Genomic DNA, 23,523 nt, shown 5'->3' on the forward strand with positions numbered 1-23,523 from the left:
ACCCGGCGACGGAACGCGCACCGTGCGCAGCGACCCCCGCTCCGACCCTCGCTCCGACCCTCGCTGCCGCCGCCCGCGCCTACGTACCACCCCGGCACGGAACCCCGGTGTTGCGCGACGCGATGTAAGCGCATACATTGACCCAGTACCGATTCGACACGGAGGTCGACCGAGCAATGACGCTTCCCCCACAGCGCACGCGCGGCAAGCGCGACCCCGGGACCCGCGCTCCCGGAACGCGCCCCGGCAGCACCCGACGACGCGGACGCCTCGTCGCGGCGATCGCCGGGCTCGCAGCCGTGGCCCTCATGGCCACCGGCTGCAGCATCCAGGTCCGGTCCGAACCCGATCCCACGATCGGCAAGGACACGATGCTCATCAACGCGGACCACGGCAACCCGCTGTTCGACCGCAACTTCAACCCGTACATCGCGAACGCCCGCACGGCCTCCAAGTGGATGTACGAGCCGCTCATCGAGATCAACCCCCTCGACGGCAAGGGCACCCCGTGGCTGGCCAGCAAGTGGAGCCAGCCGGACGCCAGCACGATCGACATGACGATCCGCCAGGGCGTCGAGTGGTCCGACGGCTCGCCGTTCTCGGCGAAGGACGTCGTCTTCACGTTCGACCTGCTGAAGAAGTTCCCGGCGATGGACGTCAAGGGCGCCTGGCAGCACATCAAGAGCATCGAGGTGGACGGCGACCACGTCGTCTTCCACCTGAAGAGCGACGACGTGCCGAGCCTGAACATCATCGGCGCGACGTACATCCTCGGTGAGCAGCACTGGGGCGGCGTGAAGGACCCCACGACGTTCCGCGACCCGAACCCGGTCGGCACCGGCCCGTTCGTGCTCGGCAACTACACCGACCAGCAGTACTCGATGGACAAGAACCCGACGTACTGGCAGGCCGACAAGATCGCCATCAAGCACCTCATCCTGCCGGCGACGAACACGCAGCTCGACACCGTCACCCGCGGCTACGACTGGGCGTACTCGTTCATCTCGGACGTCAAGGGCACCTGGGGCGCCGCGTCGAAGACGAACCAGTGGTGGTTCCCGGCCGGTGGCGTGATCGGCCTCATCCCGAACCTGACGAAGGCCCCGTACAACGACGTCAACGTCCGCAAGGGCATCTCGCTCGCGCTGAACCGTGACGACATCGCCGAGACCGCGTCCGAGGGCAACCTGGCGGCAGCGGGCCAGACCGGCCTGATCCTGCCGAACCAGGAGAAGTACCTCAACCCGGACATCCCGGACAAGGGCATGATCACGCAGGACGTCGACGCTGCGAAGGCCGCGTTCGCGAAGTCCGGCTGGACCGAGCAGGGCGGGAAGATCATGAAGGACGGCAAGCAGCTGTCCATCACCATCATGACCGCGAACGGCTACTCGGACTGGCTCCGTGCCGCGCAGGAGGTCCGTCGCGACCTGACGGCCATCGGCGTGAAGGTGACGATCCAGGCACCACAGCCCGCCGGCTACCAGCAGAACATCAACAACGGCACGTTCGACATGGCGATGGGCGGCATGGGCAACGGTGACGTCTACCAGGCGTTCAACTCCCTGCTCAGCAGCGACTTCTACCAGCCGGTCGGCAAGTCGACGGTGAACAACTACGAGCGCTACAAGAACGCCGACACCCAGAAGCTCCTCGACGAGTACAAGGCGACGACGGACACGGCGAAGCAGCAGGAGATCCTGAACCAGCTGCAGGAGATCGTCTACGACGAACTGCCCGTGATCGGCATGTACTACGGCGGGCTCTGGGGGCTGTTCAACACCGGCAAGTTCGTCGGTTGGCCCAGCGCCGAGGACCCGTACATGGCCCCGCAGAACTACGACTCCGCACCGCTGCTCATCTTCTCGAAGCTCCGGCTCCGGGACAGCGCAGCCGGCCAGGAGATCCTGAAGCAGCAAGAGGACCAGAAGTGAAGTACATCCTCCAGAAACTCGTCCTCTTCGTCCTGACCCTCTGGGCCGCGGTCACGCTGAACTTCGTGCTCCCGCGCCTCATGCCGGGCAGCCCGTCGGACGCCGCGCTGGCGAAGCTCAGCCAGAACGGCCCCGTCACCGAAGCCACCAAGAAGGCCATCGAGGCCCAGCTCGGCGTCCCCACGGGCAACCTGTGGGACCAGTACGTCAACTACCTGCACCAGGTCGTCACGCTCGACTTCGGGGTGAGCTACACGTTCTACCCGCAGCCGGTCGGCGACCTCGTGTCGAAGGCCCTGCCGTACACGCTCATCCTGGTCGGCGTCGTGACGATCCTCGCGTTCGTCCTCGGCACCCTGATCGGCGTCGCGGCGGCGTGGAAGCGCGGCACCTGGCTGGACTCGCTCCCGACGCTGTCGGGGTCGTTCATGTCGACGTTCCCGTACTTCTGGACCGCCCTGCTCCTGCTGTTCTTCCTCGGCTACGTGCTGCACTGGTTCCCGACCACGGGCGCCTACTCGGCGACCACCACCCCGGGGCTCAACGGAGCGTTCGCGGCCGATGCCCTGCAGCACGCGGTGCTGCCCGCGGTGACGATCCTCGTGACGAGCCTCGGCGGCTGGATCATCGGCATGCGCAACGCGATGATCAACACGCTCGGTGACGACTACGTGACCTTCGCCGAGGCGAACGGTCTGCGCGGCCGCACCGTGGCCGTCCGGTACGCGGCGCGGAACGCGATCCTGCCGAACCTGACCGGCTTCGGTCTGGCACTCGGTGGCGTGGTCGGCGGTTCGGTGCTGGTCGAGCAGGTCTTCGGCTACCCCGGCATCGGCTACCTGCTGTTCAACGCCGTCATCGGGCAGGACTACCCGCTGATGCAGGCCCTCTTCCTGATGATCACCGTGTCGGTGCTCATCGCCAACTTCATCGTGGACGTCATGTACGGCGTCCTGGACCCGAGGACGCGCCGATGACCAACAACGCCACTGTCGCTGTCCGGACCCAGGACACCGACGAACAACAGGCTCCTTCCAAGTGGAAGAGCATCGCCCGCCAGTTCGGCGTCGTCTGGTCGAACTCGAAGGCCCGGATCGGCATCATCATCCTCGCGGTGTTCGTGCTGGTCGCGATCTTCGCGCCGCTCCTGGCCCCGTACGGTGCCAGCCAGAACGGCTTCGCCCGGTCCGCCGACGCGACCGCCGACCACTGGATGGGCACCACCGCCGCCGGCGAGGACGTCCTGTCCCAGATCATCTACGGCGCACGGATCTCCGTGATGGTGGGTGCCGTCGCCGGCATCCTGTCGACGCTCGTCGCCGTGGCGATCGGCCTCAGCTGGGGCTACGTCCGCGGGTGGATCGGCGAGGTCATCGGCTTCATCGTGAACCTGTTCCTGGTCATCCCGGGCCTGCCCCTGATGATCGTCATCGCGGCGTACCTGCAGAACGGCGGCATCGCCGTCATCATCGCGGTGATCGTCGTCACCGGCTGGGCCTGGGGCGCTCGCGTCCTGCGCAGCCAGACGCAGTCCCTGCGTGGTCGCGACTTCGTGACGGCCGCGCAGTTCTCCGGTGACGGTGCGACCCGCATCGTGTTCCGCGAGATCCTGCCGAACATGACCTCGCTCATCGTCGGCTCGTTCTTCGGAGCGGCCACGAGCGCGATCCTGGCCGAGGCGGGCCTCGAGTTCCTCGGGCTCGGCGACTCGTCGATCGTCAGCTGGGGCACGATCCTCTACTGGGCGCAGAACTCCAACGCGCTGCTCACCGGCCAGTGGATCCTGCTCTTCGCCCCCGGCCTCTGCATCGCGCTGCTCGCGATGAGCCTCACCCTGATCAACTTCGGCGTCGACGCCGTGTCCAACCCGCGGCTGCGCGAAGGCGCGCGCCCGAAGCGCAAGGAGGCGACCGCATGAGCGGCTCGCGTACGACGCAACCAGCAGACGGCCTGGAGGCGCGGGACGGCGCCGCCACGGGCCTCCCGTCCGACGGTGGTGACGCCCAGAGCGTCCTGCTGGACGTCCGCGACCTGTCGGTCGTGTACGAATCGGCCGGCCAGACGGCCGTCCAGGCGGTCGACCACGTGTCGTTCAGCTTGCGGAAGGGCGAGTTCGTCGGCCTCGTCGGCGAGTCCGGTTCGGGCAAGTCGACGCTCGGCTACGCGCTGACGCGTCTGCAGAAGCCGCCGGCGCGGACGAACGGCGGCAGCATCGTCTTCAACGGTCACGACATCCGTGACCTCGACGAGGAAGCGCTCCGGCAGCAGCGCCAGGGCGGCTTCGCGATGGTGCTGCAGTCCGGCATGAACGCGCTCAACCCGGTGCGCACCGTCCGGAACCACTTCATCGACATCTTCAAGGCGCACGGCCACGTGTCGCGCGACCGGTGGGACGCCCGGATGAAGGAGCTCATCGAGAAGGTGAAGCTGCCGACGTCGATGCTCGCCCGGTTCCCCGGGGAGCTCTCCGGCGGCATGCGGCAGCGTGTCTCGATCGCCCTGGCCCTGTCGCTCGAACCGCAGCTCATGGTGTTCGACGAACCGACCACGGCACTCGACGTGCTCGTGCAGCACGCCGTCATGGACACGATCATCGAGCTGCAGCAGGCCGAGGGCTTCACGGCGATCCTGATCAGCCACGACCTCGGCATCGTGCTCGAGGCCACCGAGCGCGTGCTCGTCATGCACGAGGGCCGCATCGTCGAGGACGGCGGCTCGAAGGAGCTCCTGCGCAACCCGCAGGACGAGTACACGCAGATGCTGCTGTCGCACTACGCCGACCCGCGGGCCGAGATCGTGTCCCTGCCCGGGTTCCCGGACCGGTCGCAGCGTGCGACGTCCGGCGAGAAGCGGCAGGAGGCCACGTCGTCGTTCAGCACCGTCGGGTCGCGTGAGCGCTCGGCGGCGAAGAACCCGATCGTCGTCTCGAACATCGTGAAGACCTACCCGGCGCCGCGCCGCGGCGAGCAGCCCGTGCAGGCCGTGCGCGACGTGTCGTTCACCCTCGAGCCGGGGCAGTCGCTCGCCCTGGTCGGCCAGTCCGGTTCGGGCAAGTCGACCATCGCGAAGCTCCTGACCGGGGTCGAGAAGCCGACGACCGGCACCGTCCGGTTCGGCGACCTCGACGTCGCACGCCTGGGCAAGCGCGGCCTGCGGGACCTCCGCTCCGAGGTGCAGATGGTGTTCCAGGACCCGTACGCGGCGCTCAACCCGCTGCACACCGTGGAGTACACGCTGTCCCGCCCGATCGCGAACTACACGGACCTGACGGGGCAGGACGCCCGTCGCCGCGTGCTCGAGCTCCTCGAGACCGTGGGCCTGACCCCGGTCGAGCAGTTCGCGCAGAAGCTCCCGCACCAGCTCTCCGGTGGGCAGCGGCAGCGCGTCGTCATCGCCCGGGCACTCGCGTCCGACCCGCAGGTGATCATCGCCGACGAGCCGGTCTCGATGCTCGACGTGACGTTGCGCGCCGGCGTGCTCGCCCTGCTCGAGGACCTGCGCGAGCAGTGGGGCGTCTCGCTCCTCTACATCACGCACGACCTGCTCAGCGCGCGGCTCATCACCGACGACATCATGGTGCTCCACGAGGGTGCCGTGGTCGAGCGGGGACGGACCGCCGAGGTGCTGCAGAACCCGCAGGACCCGTACACGATCGCCCTGCTCGACGCCGTGCCGAACCCCCGACGCGCCCTCGCGGAGGGCCGGCTGTGACCACGCTGCACGACTTCCCGGCGGTGCCGGCGTTCGGCCACCTGCCGACGCCGGACGGTGTCGACGTCGTCGGCATCGACCTGCCGATCGGCCGCCTCACGGCGTACCGGATCGTGCCGTCCGGGGTGTCGAAGGGCGTCGTGCTCATCGTCCCGGGCTACACCGGCTCCAAGGAGGACTGGCGCACGTTCCTGCCACTCCTCCGCGACGCCGGGTGGTCGGCGGTGGCGATCAGCCGCCGTGGACAGGCCGACTCGGTCTCGCCCGACGACCGCACGGCGTACACGCTCGAGCAGGAGGCCGCCGACGTCGTCCGCGTCGCCGGACTGCTCGACGACGGCGCTCCGGTCCACCTCGTCGGCCACTCGCTCGGCGGCGTGATCGTCCGCGCCGCAGCGATCGCCTCGCCGACGTCGTTCCGCGACGTGACGATGTTCTGCTCCGGCCCGCACGGCTGGTCGTACCGCAAGGCCGCCGAGAAGACGATCGTCGCCGACACGTGCTCCAACCGTGCGCTGTTCGACGCGCAGAACCCGCTCTGGGCCGGCCGCCCCGACGCCGAACTCCCCGACGACGCCCGGATGGTCCGCGAACGCTTCGACCACACGAGCGTCCTCAGCGTCCTCGGCGGCGCGGCGATCCTCGAGGACCGCGCCGACACCACCGAGGAACTCCGCGCGACCGGACTGCCGGTGCTCGTGGCGCACGGCGTCTGGGACGGCGCCTGGCCGATCCCGTGGCAGGCGGACATGGCGTCGCGTCTCGGTGCGTCGTACGAGGTGATCGCCGAGAGCTACCACGGCCCCCAGATCGAGAACCCGCTCGGCACGGTCGCCGTCTTCGATGCGTTCATGAACGCCCACTGAAAGGACCCCGTCATCAGCACGCTCGACTTCCCGAAGGGCTTCCTCTGGGGCGCCGCCACCGCCGCGCACCAGATCGAGGGCAACAACGTCAACTCGAACTGGTGGGTGCACGAGCACGAGCCGGACACCACCATCGTCGAGCCGTCCGGCGACGCCGCGGACAGCTACCACCGCTACCGCGAGGACATCCGGATCGCCGCCGAGCTCGGCCTGAACTCGTACCGGTTCAGCATCGAGTGGGCGCGCATCGAGCCGGAACGCGGGTTCGTCAGCCGCGCCGAGATCGACCACTACCGCCGCATGGTCGACGCCTGCCACGAGTTCGGCATCGAGCCGATCGTCACGCTCATGCACTTCACGGTGCCCCGCTGGTTCGAACGCGACGGCTTCTGGCGCGCACCCGACGCTGCCGACCTGTTCGCCCGCTACACCGAAGCCGCGCTGCCCGTGGTGTCCGACGGGGTCCGGTACGTCTGCACGATCAACGAGCCGAACATCGCCGCGATGCTCGCCGGCGGCGAGGACGCGTCGAACCTCGTGGCCTACGGCCTGCCGAACCCGGACCTGGGCGTCGCCGACGCCCTGCTCGAGTCCCACAAGCGTTCGCGGGAGGTGCTCTCCCAGGTGGATGGCATCCAGAGCGGCTGGACCATCGCGACCCAGGCGTTCAAGTCCAACGGGGAGCCCGGCGCGGACGCGATGCTCCGCGAGTACGGGTACCCGCGCGACGACTGGTACCTCGAGAACGCCGCCGGCGACGACTTCCTCGGCGTGCAGGCGTACACCCGGACCTTCATCGGCGCTTCCGGTCCGTTGCCCGTGGCGGACGACGTCGAGACGACCCTCACCGGCTGGGAGTTCTACCCCGAGGCCTCGGCCGACGGGCTGCGCAGCGCGTGGGAGCTGTCCGGCGGTGTCCCGCTGATGATCACCGAGAACGGCATCGCCACCGCCGACGACACCCGTCGACAGGCGTACACGCAGGGCGCGCTCGAGGGCATCCACCGCTGCATCGACGACGGCATCGAGGTCCTCGGCTACCAGCACTGGTCGCTCCTGGACAACTACGAGTGGGCGTCCGGCTTCCGTCCGACCTTCGGCCTGGTGTCGTGGGACCCGGAGACCTTCGAGCGCACCCCGAAGCCGTCCGCGCACTGGTACGGGAAGGTCGCCCAGGCGAACGCCATCGAGACGGCGGAGTAGCCCGCCGGCTCGATCAGCTCCCCGAGTAGTAGTGCGCCAACTGCTCCGCGACCGCTCGGTCGCGGAGCAGTTCTGCGCGAGCGGTGGCGGTCGAGCCCTCGTCGTCCTCGGCGTTCACGTCGACGTCCAGGGCGAGCACGGACCGCACCGTGTCCAGGTCACCGGAGTCGACCGCGGCGATCAGCAGGGACGCGCCCCGTGAGCCGAGCGCCCTGGTGTCCGCACCCGCGGCGGCGAGCGAACGCACGATCGCGGCGTGGCCACCCCAGGCGGCGCGGACGATCGGGGTGTTGCCGTCGGTGTCCCGGGCCTCCAGGTCGGCGCCCGCAGCCACGAGCACGTCGATCGCCCGACGTGCGTCGCGGTCGATCGCCAGCGTCAGCGGCGTCCGCCCCTCGGTGTCGGTGAGCTGCAGCGACGCGCCGCGGCGCAGGAGTTCCTCGAGCATCTCGGGCCGGTCGAACCACGCGGCGGCGTGCAGCGGGGCGAAGCCCCAGCGCGGGTCGACGTCGTCGACGTCACTCGCGTCGTCCGCCAGGTGCAGTCCGCCCAGGTCGCCGTACGCGGCGGCACGCACCACCTCGGTGGCGTACTCGACCCAGCCGTCCGGCACCGGACCGTGCCAGCCGCGCGCTGGCCGTGCGTCGAGCTCCGTGTAGACGGACTCGGGCACGCTGCGGATCGCGACCCGGACGCCCCGGAAGCGGATCGCGACCTCGCCGACGGGGGAGACGAGCAGGCGGAGCTCCCACTGGTCGAGCTCGTGCAGGTACTCGAGCTCACCGCGCACGACGTGGGCGTCCCCGGCGAGCAGTGCCGCGGGGTCGGTGTGGGGTGGGTCCACCACCGCGTCGCGGAGTCGGAGCGTGACCCTGGCGTGGTTCCACCGGCGCCACAGGCCGTCGGGGGTGTCGAGCACCTCGTCGTTGCGGACGATGACCTCGGTGTGCACGACGACCGGGTCGGGGACGCCGTGGCCCGGCAGGTCGACCGCCGTCCCGGTGTCGTCGTCGTCCTCGTCGTCCGGGTGCGCGGGGTCCGGGTGCGCGAGATCCGGGTGCTCGACGTCCCATCGTGCGATGCGGGAGTCCGTCCACTTGACGGTCAGGAGTGCGGCGACGGCCGGGGGAGCGTCCTCGAGCACGCGGGCGACGTGTTCCCGCTGCCCGTCGAAGTCCTCGAGGGAGACGTAGCCCACGGACGGCCAGTTCACTCGACTCCATCGCACGGCCCGAGACTAGTTGACGCCACTTCCGAACTCGGCGTCATTCAACATGTTTGGCGTCGGTACCGGCACCGGGCGAGCGTGGTGGGATGCCATCGACCCACGTCCCGTCCGACTCCCGACCTCCCGCGACCCGTCCCCGCAGGAGAGCCTCCGGCGTCGTCGTCCTCGCCGCGGCGACGACCCTGCTGCTGTTCGCCGAAGCGACTGTGCGGCAGCCGGCCCACGCCGCCGGAGCATCGACGGCGACCGCTCGACCGACGATCCAGCCGATGTCGGCCAACGGTCTCTTCGCACCGGATCAACCGGTCACGTTCGCAGTCGGTGCCGCGGGGACACCGGCGCTCGCGGACGTGGGCTGGCGGATCACCGACGCCAGAGGCGTGCTCGTCGAAGCCGGCGACGCCGTCGTCGGTTCCTCCGGACGAGCGGAGATCCGTCCGACTCGACGTCTCAACGCGGGCACGTACCGCGTGACGGCGCACGGCCCCGCTCTGCCCGAGACGTCCTTCCGGTTCGTCCGGACGCCGGGCGTCGAGCACCGTGACGCCTTCTTCAACGTCACGATGAACGGCTCGCCCGGGCCGGTCGCCGCGGCGCTCCCGACACTCGACGGGCTGGGCGCCGCGGGCTTCCGCCAGGACCTGCAGTGGTCCACCGTCGAGAAGGTGCCGGGCGTGTTCGACTTCCGTAGCACTGATGCGCGAGTGGACCCCATCGTGCGCGACCGTGGCGTCGCTCCGCTGTTCGTCCTCGACTACGGTCACATGGCGTACACCGGCGGCGCGATGACCCCGCCGGACGTCTCGGACCCGGCGCAGACAGCAGCCTGGCGCCGGTTCGTGTCCGAGGCGGTGACGCACGTGCGCGACCGGTACCCGGACGCCGACCGCTCGTTCGAGATCTGGAACGAGTGGACGAACACCCACGGCACCCGTTCCGCCGACCCTGCCGCGTACATCGCGCTGTCACGGGTCACGGCCGCGACGATCAGGAGCGTCGACCCGGATGCACGGATCGTCGGGCCGGCCGAGAACGCCGTGTCGTCGGGCGAACTCCGCTGGCTCGACGAGTGGTTCCGGCTCGGTGGTGCCGACCACATCGATGCGATCAGCGTGCACCCGTACAACCAGCCGTACGCGCCGGAGCACTGTGTCGCGACGAACCCGTGCATCGAGAACGCGCTTCGTTGGCTCCGGGACAAAGCGGCGAAGTACCCCCGTGCGAACGGCGAACCGTTGCCGATCTGGATCACCGAGGTCGGATGGCCGACCCCGAACGGCAGGCCAGGCTGGGTCTCCGAGGACGATCAGGCGGCGTTCCTGGTCCGGACCCACGTGCTCGCCGCGCAGTACGGCGTCGAGCGGGTGTTCTCGTTCGAGATGGCCGCCCCGGACCAACCTGATCCGGACGGCAGTGCCAGGACCTTCGGGCTCGTCGACGCGCCGAGCCGCGCGTACGAGCCGAAGCCCGCTGCCGCTGCGTACGCGACGATGCAGCGCCAGCTCGCCGGCATGCGGTTCGCCGGCCAGTTCGTGACGGGTGCCGTGCGCGAAGCCCGGTTCGTCTCGGCCGACGGCACACGCTCGGTGCGGGTCGTGTGGCAGACCGCTGACCGCTTCGACGAACTGCCCATCAGTGTGGGTCTGCCCGGCGACGGCACCATCGTCGACGCCTACGGGGGCACGAAAGCCGTCCGGGGAACCGGTGGCAAGCTCGCGATGTCGGCGACGTGGAAGCCCCGGTTCGTGGTCTGGAATGGGTGAACCGGCGGACCGCCTCACGCAACTCGACGGGCTCCGCGGCCTCGCGGTCCTGCTCGTCGTCGCATCGCACACCGCAGAGTCGGTCGTCCCCTACGGCGGGGTCGTCGGGGTGACGACCTTCTTCGTGCTCTCCGGCTTCGTGATCACCCGGGCGCTCCTCGACGAGGCCGAGCGTGCCGGGCGGATCCACCTCGGCCGGTTCTGGCTCCGCCGCGCGGCACGGCTGCTCCCGGCGTGGACGGCCGTCCTGGTGGTGGTGACCGTCGCGGTGATCGTGCTGGCAGACCCGATCCGCGGTGACCTGCCCCGCGTCCTCGCCACCGTCGGGTCCTACACGGGCAACCACGCCCGGGTGCTCGGCGTCGAGCTCGGACCGTTCGAGCACACCTGGTCGCTCGCCGTCGAAGAGCAGTTCTACCTCGTCTGGCCCCTCGTCCTCATCCTGCTCGGCGTCCTCGCCCGCACTCGGCCCCGCACTGCCGCGGTCGCGCTCTGCGGACTCGTCGGTGCTGCGGTCACCTGGCGGGTCGTCGGCACGGTCGTGCTGCCGTACGACCGCCTGGCGTACGGGCTCGACACGAGCGCCGCCGCCCTGCTCGTGGGTGCGCTCGCCGCGTTCGCCCTGCGCACGGGCAGTCTCCGCGGTCTCGGTCAGATCGACTTGCGGACCGGACGTCCGAGCGCCGTCGTGCTCGGGGTCGGCGGCGTGGGCGCGACACTGCTCGTGGTGCTGTCGGTGTGCACGCTGCCGATCACGGTCGGGTCCCTGCCCGGTGCGGCTCGCTGGGTCGAGACGGCAGCGGTGGCGGTCGCAGCGCTCGTCGTCGTCGCAGGGGCGCTCGGTGGTGCTCCCGCGCTCGACCTGGCGATCGCTCGCTGGTTCGGGACCATCTCGTACGGGCTCTACTTGTGGCACTACCCGCTGCTCCGAATCGAGCCCGGGGGTGACCCGTCCACCGGTGTGGTGCGCCTGGGGCTCGCGCTGGTGGGCATCGGTGTGGCCTCGGCATCGTGGTACCTGCTCGAGCGGCCGGTGCTCCGCGCGACACGGTCGTGGGGCAGACACCCCACGACCCGTCCCGTGGCCGGCGCACCTCAGCGCGTGCGTGGGGGCACGGGGTGACGGTGCCCGGCGTCATCGCGGCCGAACCACCCCTGCCACCGCCCGGCGAGCTGGGCGTGCTGTTGCTCGACCGCGGCGGCGTCGCGCCGGACGCGAGCGATCACGAGCGCGACCACCGATCGGCTGACCCAGTAGCTCGCCTGCCCCCAGCAACCGTGCTTCCGGAGCACTCGCCCGAACCCGCGGTTGTACCGCCTGACCTTTGCGAGGACCGCGGTGGTGGGTCCGTCGTCGCGGAAGTCGCCGTGGTGCACGTACAGGTCCGCGTCGAAGTCGACACGCACCCCGGCCTCGACCGCGCGCATGACCAGGTCGTTCTCCTCGCCGGAGCCGAAGGGCTCCACACCCGACCCGAGCGTGTCGTCGAAGTCCCCGATGTCGTCGAGGACCTCTCGCCGGAAGAACACCCCGGAGCAGATGACGGTGCGCGGGACGTCCCGCACCCGGATCCGTCGGGATCGCCCGAGCCACCGGAGCATGGTGCCTCGGCCGGTCGCGTCCTTCGTCGGGATGCACAAACCGCCGAGCCGGGGTTCTTCGTCCACCCTGCTGAACCGGGCATCGATCGCGGACAGCACGCCGGTCGGGTACCAGCAGTCGTCGTCCGGGAACCCGACGAGGTCAGCGCGGAGCGTTCGCATCCCAGCGTTCCGGGCGGTACTCACACCGCTGGCGCCGGGCTGGTGGATGTACTCACCGTCGCCGTCCCGGATCATCGCCGCGAGCCGGTCGGGTACTTCGGGGACCGGGCGCTGCGCGACGACCGAGAGGAAGACCCGGTACGGCTCGGCTTGGATCGACCGGATCGCTCGGTCGAGGTACTCGGGCGGCCGGTTCGTGGCGATGATCAAGTGGAATCGATGGTGCATCGGGCCAGTGTCGTGGCGCATCTCGTCGGGATCCTACTTCTCGGTATGTTGTGGACGAAATACCACGGTTCCACAGGCCGGGTACACCCGGCCCTCGTCGTCCCGGCCCCGCCATCCCTGCAACCGAGCGCTCATCTGCGTGTGCTGGAAGCGCGCTCCGTCGCGGTCGCCACGGACGGTCCGGACGACGGTCCCGACCAGGCCGCGACCGATCCAGTACGCGGCCTGCCCGTACAGACCGTGCTTGCGGAGGACCCGACCGAAGCCGCGGTTGTACCGGCGGACCTTCGCGAGGGTCTCGGTCGTCATACCGGCGTCACGGAAGTCCGGGTGCCGCACCGAAAGGTCCGGCATGTAGCGCATCCGCGCACCGGAGGCGAGGGCGCGGAGGACCATGTCGGTCTCCTCGCCGGCCCCGAAGGGCGTTCCGGAGCCCGTACCGAGGTCCTCGTCGAAATCGCCGAGGCGTTCGAGGACGTCGCGACGCATGAAGATCCCCGAGCTCACGACGGTCCGCGGCACCCGCCAACTCGTGACGTCACCCGGGCGCCGGCGCCAGCGGAGCATCGTGCCCTGCTCGTCGCTTCCGCGGGAGGGGATCGAGGCCGCGTCGAGCCCCTGCGTCGCGAACCGGTGCGAGATCGTCGCCAGGACGCCGTCGGGGTACCAGCAGTCGTCGTCCGGGAACGCGATCACCTCACCGCGGAGTCGAGTCATCCCGGCGTTCCTGCCCCGGCTGACGCCACGGACGTCCGGCTGGTGCACGTGTTCGGCGTGCCCGGCGTCGATGAGCGGCTGCAGCACGGCCAGTGCATCCGGAGTCGGTCGCTGCTCGACGACGGTGACGAACACCGACACCCCGGCGCGCTCGATCGTCTCGAGGCAGCGGGCGAGGTGGTCCGGCGTCCGGATCGTCGAGACGACGAGGTGGAAGCGGTGGTCGGCGTTCACGCGTGGGCCTTCGTGCGGGCGAAGAGCTCGGCTGTCGGCGAGCCTGCGGTCTGCCAGTCGAGGAGGCGCTGCTGGACGGAGCCCAGCCGCTCCCGGAGCTCGGCCGTCCGGGCGCGGATCCCGTCACGGTGTCGGGTGGCGATCTGCATCTCGTGGACGAGCTCGTCGACGTCGTGGCCCACCGTGAGCGGCGCGGGGCCGTCCGTGACACTGCGCCAGAAGTCGTCACACTTCGACGCGTACGACAGCGGGACAGTGGACACGTCGAGCGAAATCGCCGCGATGGCGCCGTGGAGTCGTTCGGACACGACCAGGTCGCATCCCGCGATGGCGGCCATCGTCGTCGGGACGTCGACGTACTCGTGCACGACCGCCGGTGTGCGCAGGCGGGCGGCCAACCCGTGCGCCGCCATGCGGTCGGCCCCGGACAGCGCGAACGCGACGACCTCGGTGGTGCCGGTCGCGGCCGCGTGCCGGTCGACCGCCTCGGCGATCGTGTCGACGTCGAACCTCGTGGTCGGATCAGATCCGATGCTGACGCCGATCCGGCCGTCGGGCCGGACGGTGCGTTGGACGTGGACGAGCTCGGGGTAGAGCAGCGCCGGATCGCCCACGACGTCGACCGGGCACAGGTTCGTGGTGACCTCGTGTTCGGTGAGCGGCCCACGGACACCGTGCAGCGCGAACCGGTCGAGCGAACGCCAGGCGTCCCACTGCTGCGGTTGTGTCCCGAGCGAGTAGCTGTCGTCGGCGGCAGCTGCCCCGAGACCGAGTCCGATGGTGCCGGTCGCGCCGAAGTACCGGGTCGCACGGTCGACGTGTCCGGCCCAGGACGCGAACCCGACGGTCGTGCCGCCACCGAGCAGCACGAGCCGCTCGCGGCCGATCAGCCGGGCGCGGTCGCGAACGAAGCGCGGTGAGCGGCGAGCGTAGTCCCGCCGGGTCAGGGGCGCCTCGACGTCCAAGGGGTGACGGAGCGCGGCACGCCAGGTCTCGTGCAGGAGGTCGTCGCCGAAGTTGCCGTACCCCTGCCAGCCGAGGTAGACGAACGATCGGGGCGGTGTGCTGCGGGTCATCGGGTTTCCTTCTGTTCGGTGGTGGCGGTCGAGTCGTTGCGTGCGCGTGACGAGCGGCGAGGGCTCTCGCTCACCGGCGCCGAGGGCTCGTAGTTGTAGTAGGTCTTCATGCGTCGCTGGGCTGGGAGGCGGTTCACCACGAGCCCGAGCAGTCGTGCGCCCACCTGCCGCAGGGTCTGCTCGGCCGCGACGAAGTCGGCGCGCCGTGTCTGTCCGTTGACGCTCACGACGAGCAGGACCCCGGAGCAGATGGCGCCGAGGACGGCGGGGTCGGTCACCGGGAGGAGCGGCGGGGCGTCGACGATCACGACGTCGTAGCGGGATTCGAGCTCGCGGACGAGGTCCGCCATCCGGCTGGAGCTCAGGAGTTCGCTCGGGTTCGGCGGCACCCGCCCCGCAGCGAGGACGTGCAGGGGGTTGTCCCCACCGACCTCCTGGATGGCATCGTCGAGCGCGACCTGTCGGGTGAGCACGGTGGACAGGCCGACGCGGCTCTCGATCCCCAAGTACGTCCCGGTCGTCGGGCGTCGCAGGTCGGCGTCGACGAGCAGGACCCGCGACCCGTTCTGCGCCAGCATGAGCGCGAGGTTCACGGCGGTCGAGGACTTGCCCTCGCCCGGGGTCGCGCTCGTCACGACGATGCTCTGCGGACCGCCGTCGAGGTTCGTGTACGTCAGGTGCGTCCGCAGCTGCCGGAAGCTCTCGGCCCGGGTGCTGTAGCGGTTGTCGACGGCGACGAGGGGGTGTTTCGCGATGGTGTCGTCCACCCCGAACTCGCCGAGCACACTCGCCGTGGTGAGGCGCCGGAGCGCGTCGAACGACCGCAGCCGGGTGTCGAGGACCTCGCGGAGGACTGCCTGCGCAACACCGAGTGCGAGGCCCGCGAGGACCCCGATCGCGATGTTGACCGGGATCCGCGGAGCGAACGGCATCGTCGGTGCCTTCGCCTGCTGGAACACGCTCAGGTGGACGAGGTCGCTCTGCTGCGATGAGCGCTCGACCTCGTCCACGACGGCGACGAGCTGCGTGGTGACCGCGTTGGCGATCGCCGCCGCACGGGCCGGGGACGTGGACGTCGCGCTGAGCGAGATGATCACGGTCTCGTCGGTGGAGGACGCCGTCACGACCTTCGAGAGGTCGGTGCCGGCCGGGAGTCCGAGCTGCTTCGCCGCGGCGCCGAGGACGCGCGGGGTCAGTGCCAGCGCCGTGTACGACTTCACGCGCGCCGCCGAGAAGTTGTTGCCCTGACTGAGGTCGGTGACCGACGAGCCGGCGGCGACCGAGACGAAGACCTCGCTCGAGGCGCGGTACTCCGGCGCCTGCACGAGGGTGACGCCGACGGCAGCCGACGTGGCGAGGAGGACCAGCGCGAGCGCGGAGATCCATCGCCGTCTGATCACTTCGAGGAACTGCGAGAGCGTCACTGGGGGCCTTCCGGGAGGCGATCGGATGTGTGATACTTATCGTAGATGATATGAAATACCACCGCAAGCGACAGTGGAATGGAGGGGGATCATGCCGGTCCTCGGAGCCGTGTTCACGGCTGTGCTCGCCGTTGCGCTGATCGCCCGTCGGACGTGGCTCCCCGCGGTGATCGGCGTCGCCGGCGGCCTGCCGTACACGGCTGCCGTCGTCGCCGGAGGGAACGGCGTGCCCCTGTTCTCGGCTGCGGCGCTCGCGTCGGGCATCGCGCTCCTCGGGACCCGCCCGCTGCGCACCACGCACTGGTCGGCGAACGCGCTCGCAGCCTTCGTCGCGTGGGCGACCATCGCCACCGCCGTCGCCCCCTGGATGTTCGCCGGCGTCCGTGTCCTCGTCCCACGTGGCGGTGTGGACGGTCAGGTGCTGGACCCCGGGTACCTCACCTACTCGATCAGCAACCTCGCGCAGCTCGGGTACCTCTTGCTCGCGGTGTGCGCGTTGCTGTACCTCGTCCGCGTCGGGGCGGCAGAGACCGCGCTCCGGATCGCGCTGGTCGTCGGCACGGTCGTGACCACCGTGCGCGGGGTGCTCGTGCAGGCAGGTGCGGACGTGCTGGCACCCCTGATGGACACGCTGCCGGGGGTCGCCTACGCGTGGGCGCTCCCGGGGGAGCGGTTGCGGGGGGTCTTCAGCGAACCGAGCGAGCTCGCAGCGTTCGCTCTCCCGGCCGCCGCGTACTTCGCCGTCACGGCACTGCGGTCGTCCGGCGGGCAGCGGATGATCTGGGCCGCGGCGAGTGCGCTGTCGTGCGCGAACCTCCTGCAGGCGGCGTCCGGCACCGCTGTCGTCGCCTCCGCCGTCGTGATCGCCGTCGGCCTGCTCGTGGTCGCCGTGCGGTACGTCGTCCGGGGTGGACGCGGCACCGTCTGGTTCGTCCTCGGGGGGCTGACGATCGCGATCGTGCTGCTCGCGGCCGGCCCGCAGCTCGCCGCACCGGTCGAGGCGATCGTGGACGACAAGGTCGGCAGTCAGTCGTACGACTCCCGGACCGGCGCGGACGGCTTCAGCTGGGGGGTCCTCGCCGACACCCTCGGCATCGGCGCCGGGCTCGGCGCGAACCGGCCGTCGTCCTTCGGGATGACGCTGCTGACCTGCGTCGGGATCCCGGGCACGATCGCGTTCGCCGTCTTCGCGCTCGGCGTGCTCGTGCGCGCGGCGCGGTCACCGGCGACCGTCCCGGCCTCGGTCGCGCTCGCCGCGGTGCTCGTCGCGAAGCTCGTCGGCACCCCGGACCTCTCGACGCCGATCCTCTGGCTGCTCCTCGCCGCATGTGCCTCGAGCGTCTGGCGCCCCGTCGCCGAGCCGCCGGAACCGGGACCGGACGCCGCCGGTGCACGACCCGTCACCCTGACAGGAGCCCATCAGTGATCTCGATCCTCATCGTCTGCGAGGGCAACATCTGCCGTTCGCCGTACGTCGAACGCGTCCTCCGGGCGCGCCTCGACGCAGTGCTGCCCGGAGTCTTCCGCGTGGACAGCGCCGGCACCGCTGCGACAGCGGGTACGCCGATGTTCCCGCGTTCCGCCACCGCTGTCGGACAGGACGGCGGCGACCCGGACGCGTTCGTCTCGACGCCGCTGACCGCCGCGGTGCTGCGCGACAGGGACCTCGTGCTCACGCTCGAGCGCGCGCACCGAGCGCAGGTCCTCGACCTCGCGCCGCACCTCCTGCGGCGGACCTTCACGATGGCGGAGTTCGACCGCCTCGTCCGCCCCCTGCTGGACGCCGATGCCGTCGACGAGCGGTTCTGGGCGGAACTCCCGCGCCTCGTGTCCCGCTTCCGGGTCGCGACGGCCCCGACCGACCCGGCGCTCGACGACGTCGCCGACCCGGTACGCGGCGACGAGCACGACTTCCTGACCATGCGCGAGCGGGCGATCTCCGCCATCGCGACCCTCGCGGCGTGCGCGGAACGCGCCGCCACCGACCAGAACGGAGCCGACCGTGCGCGGACTGCTCGTCCATGAGTGGATCGAGGCGGTGGGCGGCGCCGAGCGTGTCGTCGACGCATTCGCCGATGCCTATCCTGCCGCCGACGTGTTCGGGCTGTGGAACGACGCCCCCGGGCGATACGCGGATCGGCGGGTGGTCGAGAGCGTCCTGGCGCGGTCGCCCCTCCGCGGCAGGAAGGCGCTGTCGATGCCGTTCCTCCCGGCCCTGTGGAGTCACGGCCTGCGCACCGTCGGCGAGTACGACTGGGCGATCGTGAGCTCGCACCTGTTCGCCCACCAGGCCCGTGTGACCGGGGTCGCCCCGGACCGGCAGTTCACCTACGTGCACACGCCGGCCCGGTACCTCTGGAACCCGGAACTCGATGCCCGCGGATCGACCATGCTCGCCCGCGCGGGTTCGCCGGTACTCCGCTCCGTCGACCGCCGTCGCGCCCAGGGGCTCCGTCACGTCGCCGCGAACAGTCGCTTCGTGCAGCAGCGCATCCGCGACACCTGGGGCATCGACGCTCAGGTGATCAACCCGCCGGTCGGCGTGGAGCGGCTCGCTGCGGTCGCCGACTGGGCGTCCGTGCTCGACGAGCGCGACCGCGCTGTCCTCGAGGCGCTGCCTGCCGACTTCGTCCTCGGTGCCTCGCGGTTCGTTCCGTACAAGCGCCTCGACGTCGTCATCGATGCCGGTCGGGCGTCCGGGCGTCCGGTGGTGCTCGCCGGCGACGGTCCGGATGCCGAGCGGCTGCGCGCGCTGGCTGCCGAGTCGAGGGTCGAGGTGCACTTCGTCTGCACGCCCTCCGACGCGATGCTCGCGGCGCTCCTGCAGCGTGCCGCGGTCTACGTGTTCCCTCCCGTCGAGGACTTCGGGATCCTGCCCGTCGAGGCGCTGGCCCTCGGCACGCCGGTGGTCGCGAACGCCGAGGGCGGGGCTCGCGACTCGGTGCAGGAAGGAACGAGCGGCACGCTCCTCCACGACCTCGCGGATTCGACCCTGGCCGCAGCGGTCGACGGTGCCGTGCGACTCGACCCAGCGGCCTGTCGTGCGCGCGCCGCCGCGTTCTCGACCGAGCGGTTCCAGCGCGAGATCGCGGAGTGGACCGGCATCCCGGTGGGGGGCCGGACCGGCTGAAGGTCCGCGGGGGTGGACCGGACCACCTGGAGGCCCGGTGCCGGTCCGTCGGACCTGCACCGGGCCTCCAGTCGGTCGCTACCTGGCTGCGCTCACCAGGACGCGCTCGATCTGCGCCACGATGTGCGGCGTCGCGTAGCGCGCGGCGGAGTGGCGCCCGTTGCGGGCGAGTCGGTTCCGTTCCTGCTCGTCACCGGCCAACCGGAGGATCGCGTGCGCGAGGGCATCGACGTCGCCTGGACGGACGAGGAGCCCGTCCTCGCCGTGCGTGAGCACCTCGGCAGGGCCGCCAGCGTCCGCGGCGATGACCGGTCGACCGAGCGCCATCGCCTCGGTGACCACCTGCCCGAACGGCTCCGGGCGGCGGCTGGCGTGCACGAGCAGATCGCACGCGCTGATCTCGGCATCGACGTCCTGCCGGTGTCCCCGGAACTCGACCACCGCCGTCAGGTCCAGCTCCGTGACCAGGGTGTGCAACTCGGCGGCGTGGTGGTCGTCGGTCCCGAAGTGCGCCGCGCCGATCAGCCGGAGCCGCGCATCGGGGTCGAGACCGAGCGCGCGGGCCGCGGCGAAGGCGCGGACCGCGATGTCCTGCCCCTTCCAACGGGTGAGCCGCCCGACCATGCCGATGGTGAACGGGCCGGGTGCCGACGGGGCGGCCTGGTCCGGGAGGTCCACGGGGCAGCCGATCACCGCGGGTGCCGGACCGGACCGGCCGAGGGAGCGGGCCGTCGTCCGTGAGTTGGCGATTCTGGCTGCGGGGAGCGTCGTCAGCGCCGCGCGGAGTACCAGGGTGTTCGCGCGGGAGGCACCGGCCGCTCCGACGACGTCGTGGACGTACGCCACGACGGGGATGCGTGCGAGCCGGCCGGCCAGTCCGCCGTACACGTGCGCTTTCGCCGAGTGTGTGACGACCACGTCGGCGCCGACGTCGCGGAGCCGTCGCGCGAGGGCCCGCGTGGAGCGGAGCGTCGACACTCCCTTCGCGAGGAGGCCCCCACCCGCATCGGCTGCGTGCTCGGTCACGGACGGGTCGAGCGCGACGACCTCGTGCTCGACGCCGAGCCCGGAGAGCAGGGACTCGAGTGGCCCGTGTTCACCGAGGACGACGATCACCTCGGTCTCGACCCGGGCGGCGGCCACCCGCGCCACGAGGAGCTCCGCCCCGGACAGTGCTGCGCTGTGGGTGAGCATGGCGACGAGCGGGAGGTTCCGGGTTGTCATGCATCTAGAATACCAGTATTCTATAGAGCGTGACATTGAAACGTCACCGGGGCGACAGTGCCAAGCGTCATCCGCCTCGCCGCGATCCCAGAACGGAACCCGACATGCGTCACACCTCCCGCACCGCCCGCATCGCCGCCACGACCCTGGCTGCGATCGGGATCCTCACCGTCGTCACGGCGTGCTCCGGCACCGGCGGCGACGAACCCACCAAGAAGCCGACGGCGGAGTGCGCCGACGGCAAGGTCGTCATCGACCAGAGCAACAAGGACGTCACCGTGGGCGACTGCGCCTCGGTCGAGATCACCGCGAGCAACGCGGTCGTCCACCTCGGCAAGGTCGACGCGCTCGTCATGAGCGGCACCATCAACGACGTCGACGCCAAGGAGATCGGCAAGGTCACGGTCAGCGGCAACGGCAACCGGGTCACCACGGACGGCAAGCCGAAGGTCACGGACAAGGGCGCCGAGAACCTGTTCGTCACCCGCTGAGTCCGACCCGACCCGAACGGAGGACTGCCATGACCCGCACGACCCTGCCGGACTGGCAGTCCTCCGCTCCGCTCGCGACCGCGGCAGCCCGTGGCGGCATCGTCACCGCCGCCGGCACCGCGACCCGGTTCCTCGTGCAGCTCGTCACCGTCGTGGTGATTGCCAGGATCCTCGGCCCCGCCGAGTACGGGTTCGCGGTCGTCGTGCTCCTGCTCAGCGGTCTCGCCGAGCTCCTCCGCATCGGTGGCATCGGAGCCCTCGTCACCCGTGCGCCGCGCCTGTCCGCCGGCGTCGCCTCCTCGCTCCACCTCCTCAGCGCCGCAGCCGGACTCGCTGTCGGCGCTGCGCTGGCCCTGTCGGCGCCGGCACTCGCGGTCGTCCTCGGCTTCCCAGCGTCCGGCAGGTCCGTGATGCTGCTCGCGGTTCCCTTCGTGGTGGCCGGGGCCAGCGCGGTCCCCACGGCGCTGCTCGCCCGCAACCTCCGCTTCCGTGCCCTCGCCCTGCTCGAGGTCGCGTCGATGGTCTCCGGCGCCGCCCTGGCGCTCGTGCTCGCGATCGCCGGTGCGGGCTCATCGGCGCTCGTCGCCCAGGCGCTCCTCTTCTCGCTCGTGCTCGGCATCGGTTCGATCGCCGTGTGTCCCTGGCGCCCGACCCGCCCCGCGCGGTGGTCCGCCGTCCGGCCGGAACTCGGCTTCGCAGCGAACGTCACCGCGGTCCAGGTCCTCAACTTCGCGGCCCGCAACCTCGACAAGGTGATCGTCGGGGCGTCGTTCGGCCCGCTCGCCGCCGGCTTGTACGCACAGGCCGGGCAGCTGCTCACGATCCCGCTGGAGCAGGTCAACGGGCCGCTCCAGCGCGTCGCGGTCCCCGTGCTCGCCAAGGTCGCCGACGACCGCGAGCGCTTCCGGCGCTACTACCGGCACCTCACAGCCCTGACCGGGTACGTGCTGTGGCCGACCTTCGCGGTGCTGGCAGTGCTCGCCGACGCCGTCGTCACCGTGCTGTTCGGCCCCGCGTGGGCGGGCTCGGTACCGATCTTCCGCGTGCTGGTGCTCGCTGGCATCGCGCAGACCCTCGGCTACGTCACCGTCTGGGTGTTCGTCGCGACCGGCCAGGGCGCTCGTCAGACCATCTGGGCGCTCGTCAGCCGTCCACTCGTCCTCGCCTCGTTCTTCGTCGGCCTGCCGTGGGGCGTCACCGGGATGGCGTGGGCGTTCTCCGTCAGCTCGCTCGTCCTCGTCGTCCCCGGCTTCGTGGTCGCTGGTCGACGCCCAGGGCTCGGGCTCCGTGACCTCGTCACGCCGATCGTCCGCCCCGGCATCGTGGCCGTGGCGGTGGGTGGTGTCACGCTCCTGACCCGGCTGCTCGACCTCGGCCCCTGGCTCGCGATCACGGTCGGCGGCGCTTCTGCGCTCGTCGTGCTCGCCCTTGCCGTCGTGCTGCCGGGCATCCGCCGCGACGTCATCGCGATGGCGCGCCACGTCGTGCCCGCCCAGTTCGGGCGCACCACCGCAACCACACCCTGAGAGAGCGAGTCCGCCGTGCCCGTCTCCGCCGTGCCCGTCTCCGTCGTCGTCCCGGTCGGTCGACCCGACACCGCCCTGAGCGCGCAGCTCGGGGCGATCGCCGTGCAACAGCACGAGGGCGACGTCGAAGTCGTCCTCGCTGCCAACGGCGTCAGGCCCAGCGTCCTGCGCCCGTTCGTCGACGCCACGGAGTGGCCATCCGGCTGGGCCGTGCGCGTCGTCGACGCGACAGACGTCCGTGGGCCGAGCCACGCTCGCAACGTCGGCTGGCGCGCCGTACGACACGACATCGTGCTGTTCTGCGACGCGGACGACGTGCTCGAACCCGGATGGATCTCGGCGATGGCTGCGGCCGTGCAGCAACACGGCATCGGCGGCGGCCGACTGGCGTACGACCTGCTCAACGCACCCGCGCTCGCGGCCCGGGTGACCGCGTCGACGACGGAGCTGCCCGTCAAGTTCCGGCACCTGCCCTACACGCCGAGCTGTGCGCTCGGCGTGACCCGCGCGCTGCTCGAGGCCGTCGACGGCTTCGACGAGTCCTTGCACTGCGGCGAGGACATCGACTTCTGCTGGCGGGTGGCTGCGGCTGGTTCGCCCATCGTCTTCGTCCCGCAGGCGGTCGTCCAGTACCGCTTGCGCAGCGCGGCCCGCGGTGCGTTCCACCAGGCGTACCGCTACGGCGTCGACGATGCGCGCCTCCTGCGGGCATACCGCGCCGCCGGTGCACGGTGGCGCGCGGTCGACGGGGTCCGTGAGCTCGCATCGACGGTCAAAGCCGTTCTGCTCGCCGGCACCGGCCAGGAGGCCCGGATCACCGCCGCCTCGCGCGTCGGCGCCGCCTGCGGCCGGTTCGCAGGCTCCGTGCGGCACCGCATCGCCGCCTTCTGATCGCAGTCCGCCGCTGAGCGGCCTTCGTCGTTGGTGAACGTGGGCTGTGGGCTGTGGGCTGTGGGCTGTGGGCTGTGGGCTGTGGCAGGGCGGTCGGCGGTGGGCGGTGGGTG

General features: G+C 70.9%; 20 protein-coding genes. 14 read left to right on the forward strand and 6 right to left on the reverse strand.

The features are described from left to right. Positions 1 to 176: 176 nt before the first annotated feature. Genes ITJ69_RS13185 through ITJ69_RS13210 form a run of 6 tightly spaced genes read left to right on the forward strand, consistent with a single transcriptional unit; the run spans position 177 to position 7,714 of the window. On the forward strand, positions 177 to 1,934 hold the full coding sequence (locus ITJ69_RS13185; protein WP_228505606.1) for an ABC transporter substrate-binding protein: 1,758 nt from the start codon (positions 177 to 179) through the stop codon (positions 1,932 to 1,934). Then, positions 1,931 to 2,911 (forward strand): ABC transporter permease, encoded by a 981-nt coding sequence (locus ITJ69_RS13190; protein ID WP_111085432.1) that lies wholly within the window; start codon positions 1,931 to 1,933, stop codon positions 2,909 to 2,911. The genes ITJ69_RS13185 and ITJ69_RS13190 overlap by 4 nt, the downstream gene beginning before the upstream one ends. Then, entirely contained in the window at positions 2,908 to 3,852 is a 945-nt protein-coding gene (locus tag ITJ69_RS13195; RefSeq protein WP_123293511.1) for an ABC transporter permease, read from the forward strand. The genes ITJ69_RS13190 and ITJ69_RS13195 overlap by 4 nt, the downstream gene beginning before the upstream one ends. After that, positions 3,849 to 5,645 carry an ABC transporter ATP-binding protein gene (locus tag ITJ69_RS13200; RefSeq protein WP_123937402.1) on the forward strand — a complete coding sequence of 599 codons (1,797 nt, stop codon included), beginning with the start codon at positions 3,849 to 3,851 and terminating at the stop codon, positions 5,643 to 5,645. Before ITJ69_RS13195 ends, ITJ69_RS13200 begins: the two co-directional genes overlap by 4 nt. Continuing rightward, positions 5,642 to 6,511 (forward strand): alpha/beta fold hydrolase, encoded by an 870-nt coding sequence (locus ITJ69_RS13205; RefSeq protein ID WP_194672969.1) that lies wholly within the window; start codon positions 5,642 to 5,644, stop codon positions 6,509 to 6,511. Before ITJ69_RS13200 ends, ITJ69_RS13205 begins: the two co-directional genes overlap by 4 nt. A 12-nt stretch (positions 6,512 to 6,523) precedes the next feature. Continuing rightward, positions 6,524 to 7,714 carry a glycoside hydrolase family 1 protein gene (locus tag ITJ69_RS13210; RefSeq protein WP_159571083.1) on the forward strand — a complete coding sequence of 397 codons (1,191 nt, stop codon included), beginning with the start codon at positions 6,524 to 6,526 and terminating at the stop codon, positions 7,712 to 7,714. Between the two features lie 13 nt (positions 7,715 to 7,727). Here the strand turns inward: ITJ69_RS13210 and ITJ69_RS20995 are convergent, their stop codons facing one another. Then, positions 7,728 to 8,927, reverse strand: coding sequence for an ankyrin repeat domain-containing protein (locus tag ITJ69_RS20995; protein ID WP_323743105.1), 1,200 nt, complete (start codon positions 8,925 to 8,927; stop codon positions 7,728 to 7,730). Positions 8,928 to 9,028: 101 nt separating this feature from the next. Here ITJ69_RS20995 and ITJ69_RS13220 point away from each other — a divergent pair, with 101 nt between their 5' ends. Then, positions 9,029 to 10,705, forward strand: a complete 1,677-nt coding sequence (locus ITJ69_RS13220; RefSeq protein WP_194672970.1) for a GH39 family glycosyl hydrolase — start codon at positions 9,029 to 9,031, stop codon at positions 10,703 to 10,705. Further along, a complete protein-coding gene (locus ITJ69_RS13225; protein ID WP_194672971.1) occupies positions 10,698 to 11,828 on the forward strand; it encodes an acyltransferase family protein in 1,131 nt (376 codons plus the stop codon). The genes ITJ69_RS13220 and ITJ69_RS13225 overlap by 8 nt, the downstream gene beginning before the upstream one ends. On the opposite strand, the gene ITJ69_RS13230 is transcribed toward ITJ69_RS13225, so the two are convergent. From ITJ69_RS13230 to ITJ69_RS13245, 4 genes are read right to left on the reverse strand one after another with little or no spacing between them, the layout of a single operon-like run. Further along, positions 11,801 to 12,697 carry a glycosyltransferase family 2 protein gene (locus ITJ69_RS13230; protein WP_165901154.1) on the reverse strand — a complete coding sequence of 299 codons (897 nt, stop codon included), beginning with the start codon at positions 12,695 to 12,697 and terminating at the stop codon, positions 11,801 to 11,803. The two genes, ITJ69_RS13225 and ITJ69_RS13230, sit on opposite strands and share 28 nt — an antisense overlap. Positions 12,698 to 12,730: 33 nt before the next feature. Continuing rightward, positions 12,731 to 13,648, reverse strand: coding sequence for a glycosyltransferase family 2 protein (locus ITJ69_RS13235; protein ID WP_159571017.1), 918 nt, complete (start codon positions 13,646 to 13,648; stop codon positions 12,731 to 12,733). Then, positions 13,645 to 14,724 (reverse strand): polysaccharide pyruvyl transferase family protein, encoded by a 1,080-nt coding sequence (locus tag ITJ69_RS13240; RefSeq protein ID WP_194672972.1) that lies wholly within the window; start codon positions 14,722 to 14,724, stop codon positions 13,645 to 13,647. The genes ITJ69_RS13235 and ITJ69_RS13240 overlap by 4 nt, the downstream gene beginning before the upstream one ends. Beyond that, on the reverse strand, positions 14,721 to 16,148 hold the full coding sequence (locus tag ITJ69_RS13245; protein WP_159571023.1) for a polysaccharide biosynthesis tyrosine autokinase: 1,428 nt from the start codon (positions 16,146 to 16,148) through the stop codon (positions 14,721 to 14,723). The genes ITJ69_RS13240 and ITJ69_RS13245 overlap by 4 nt, the downstream gene beginning before the upstream one ends. A gap of 91 nt (positions 16,149 to 16,239) precedes the next feature. Between ITJ69_RS13245 and ITJ69_RS13250 the strand changes: the two genes are divergently transcribed. From ITJ69_RS13250 to ITJ69_RS13260, 3 genes are read left to right on the forward strand one after another with little or no spacing between them, the layout of a single operon-like run. Beyond that, positions 16,240 to 17,574: a hypothetical protein gene (locus tag ITJ69_RS13250; RefSeq protein ID WP_159571026.1), complete on the forward strand. Its 1,335-nt coding sequence runs from the start codon at positions 16,240 to 16,242 to the stop codon at positions 17,572 to 17,574. Beyond that, complete coding sequence (locus ITJ69_RS13255) at positions 17,571 to 18,173, forward strand: low molecular weight phosphatase family protein (protein WP_194672973.1); 603 nt, start codon at positions 17,571 to 17,573, stop codon at positions 18,171 to 18,173. The genes ITJ69_RS13250 and ITJ69_RS13255 overlap by 4 nt, the downstream gene beginning before the upstream one ends. Further along, entirely contained in the window at positions 18,151 to 19,278 is a 1,128-nt protein-coding gene (locus tag ITJ69_RS13260) for a glycosyltransferase (RefSeq protein ID WP_131847612.1), read from the forward strand. Before ITJ69_RS13255 ends, ITJ69_RS13260 begins: the two co-directional genes overlap by 23 nt. A gap of 78 nt (positions 19,279 to 19,356) precedes the next feature. Here ITJ69_RS13260 and ITJ69_RS13265 read toward each other — a convergent pair whose 3' ends face one another. Then, complete coding sequence (locus tag ITJ69_RS13265) at positions 19,357 to 20,502, reverse strand: glycosyltransferase (RefSeq protein ID WP_159571035.1); 1,146 nt, start codon at positions 20,500 to 20,502, stop codon at positions 19,357 to 19,359. Positions 20,503 to 20,606: 104 nt separating this feature from the next. Between ITJ69_RS13265 and ITJ69_RS13270 the strand changes: the two genes are divergently transcribed. The 3 genes from ITJ69_RS13270 to ITJ69_RS13280 are packed head-to-tail and all read left to right on the forward strand — an operon-like array spanning position 20,607 to position 23,410. Beyond that, on the forward strand, positions 20,607 to 20,993 hold the full coding sequence (locus ITJ69_RS13270) for a DUF3060 domain-containing protein (RefSeq protein WP_194672974.1): 387 nt from the start codon (positions 20,607 to 20,609) through the stop codon (positions 20,991 to 20,993). Positions 20,994 to 21,022: 29 nt separating this feature from the next. After that, positions 21,023 to 22,519: a lipopolysaccharide biosynthesis protein gene (locus tag ITJ69_RS13275; RefSeq protein WP_194672975.1), complete on the forward strand. Its 1,497-nt coding sequence runs from the start codon at positions 21,023 to 21,025 to the stop codon at positions 22,517 to 22,519. Positions 22,520 to 22,534: 15 nt separating this feature from the next. Further along, positions 22,535 to 23,410, forward strand: a complete 876-nt coding sequence (locus ITJ69_RS13280; RefSeq protein ID WP_194672976.1) for a glycosyltransferase family 2 protein — start codon at positions 22,535 to 22,537, stop codon at positions 23,408 to 23,410. The last annotated feature ends 113 nt before the right edge of the window (positions 23,411 to 23,523 follow it).

This window comes from Curtobacterium sp. VKM Ac-2887, from assembly GCF_015350935.1.
Classification (GTDB): Bacteria; Actinomycetota; Actinomycetes; order Actinomycetales; family Microbacteriaceae; genus Curtobacterium.

Bases quoted from the DNA above. Each gene is read 5' to 3' on its own strand.
- ITJ69_RS13265 (WP_159571035.1), bottom strand. From the start codon at position 20,502: ATGACAACCCGGAACCTCCCGCTCGTCGCCATGCTCACCCACAGCGCA.
- ITJ69_RS13270 (WP_194672974.1), top strand. From the start codon at position 20,607: ATGCGTCACACCTCCCGCACCGCCCGCATCGCCGCCACGACCCTGGCT.
- ITJ69_RS13220 (WP_194672970.1), top strand. From the start codon at position 9,029: ATGCCATCGACCCACGTCCCGTCCGACTCCCGACCTCCCGCGACCCGT.
- ITJ69_RS13230 (WP_165901154.1), bottom strand. From the start codon at position 12,697: ATGCACCATCGATTCCACTTGATCATCGCCACGAACCGGCCGCCCGAG.
- ITJ69_RS13275 (WP_194672975.1), top strand. From the start codon at position 21,023: ATGACCCGCACGACCCTGCCGGACTGGCAGTCCTCCGCTCCGCTCGCG.
- ITJ69_RS13225 (WP_194672971.1), top strand. From the start codon at position 10,698: ATGGGTGAACCGGCGGACCGCCTCACGCAACTCGACGGGCTCCGCGGC.
- ITJ69_RS13185 (WP_228505606.1), top strand. From the start codon at position 177: ATGACGCTTCCCCCACAGCGCACGCGCGGCAAGCGCGACCCCGGGACC.
- ITJ69_RS13240 (WP_194672972.1), bottom strand. From the start codon at position 14,724: ATGACCCGCAGCACACCGCCCCGATCGTTCGTCTACCTCGGCTGGCAG.
- ITJ69_RS13250 (WP_159571026.1), top strand. From the start codon at position 16,240: ATGCCGGTCCTCGGAGCCGTGTTCACGGCTGTGCTCGCCGTTGCGCTG.
- ITJ69_RS13200 (WP_123937402.1), top strand. From the start codon at position 3,849: ATGAGCGGCTCGCGTACGACGCAACCAGCAGACGGCCTGGAGGCGCGG.
- ITJ69_RS13195 (WP_123293511.1), top strand. From the start codon at position 2,908: ATGACCAACAACGCCACTGTCGCTGTCCGGACCCAGGACACCGACGAA.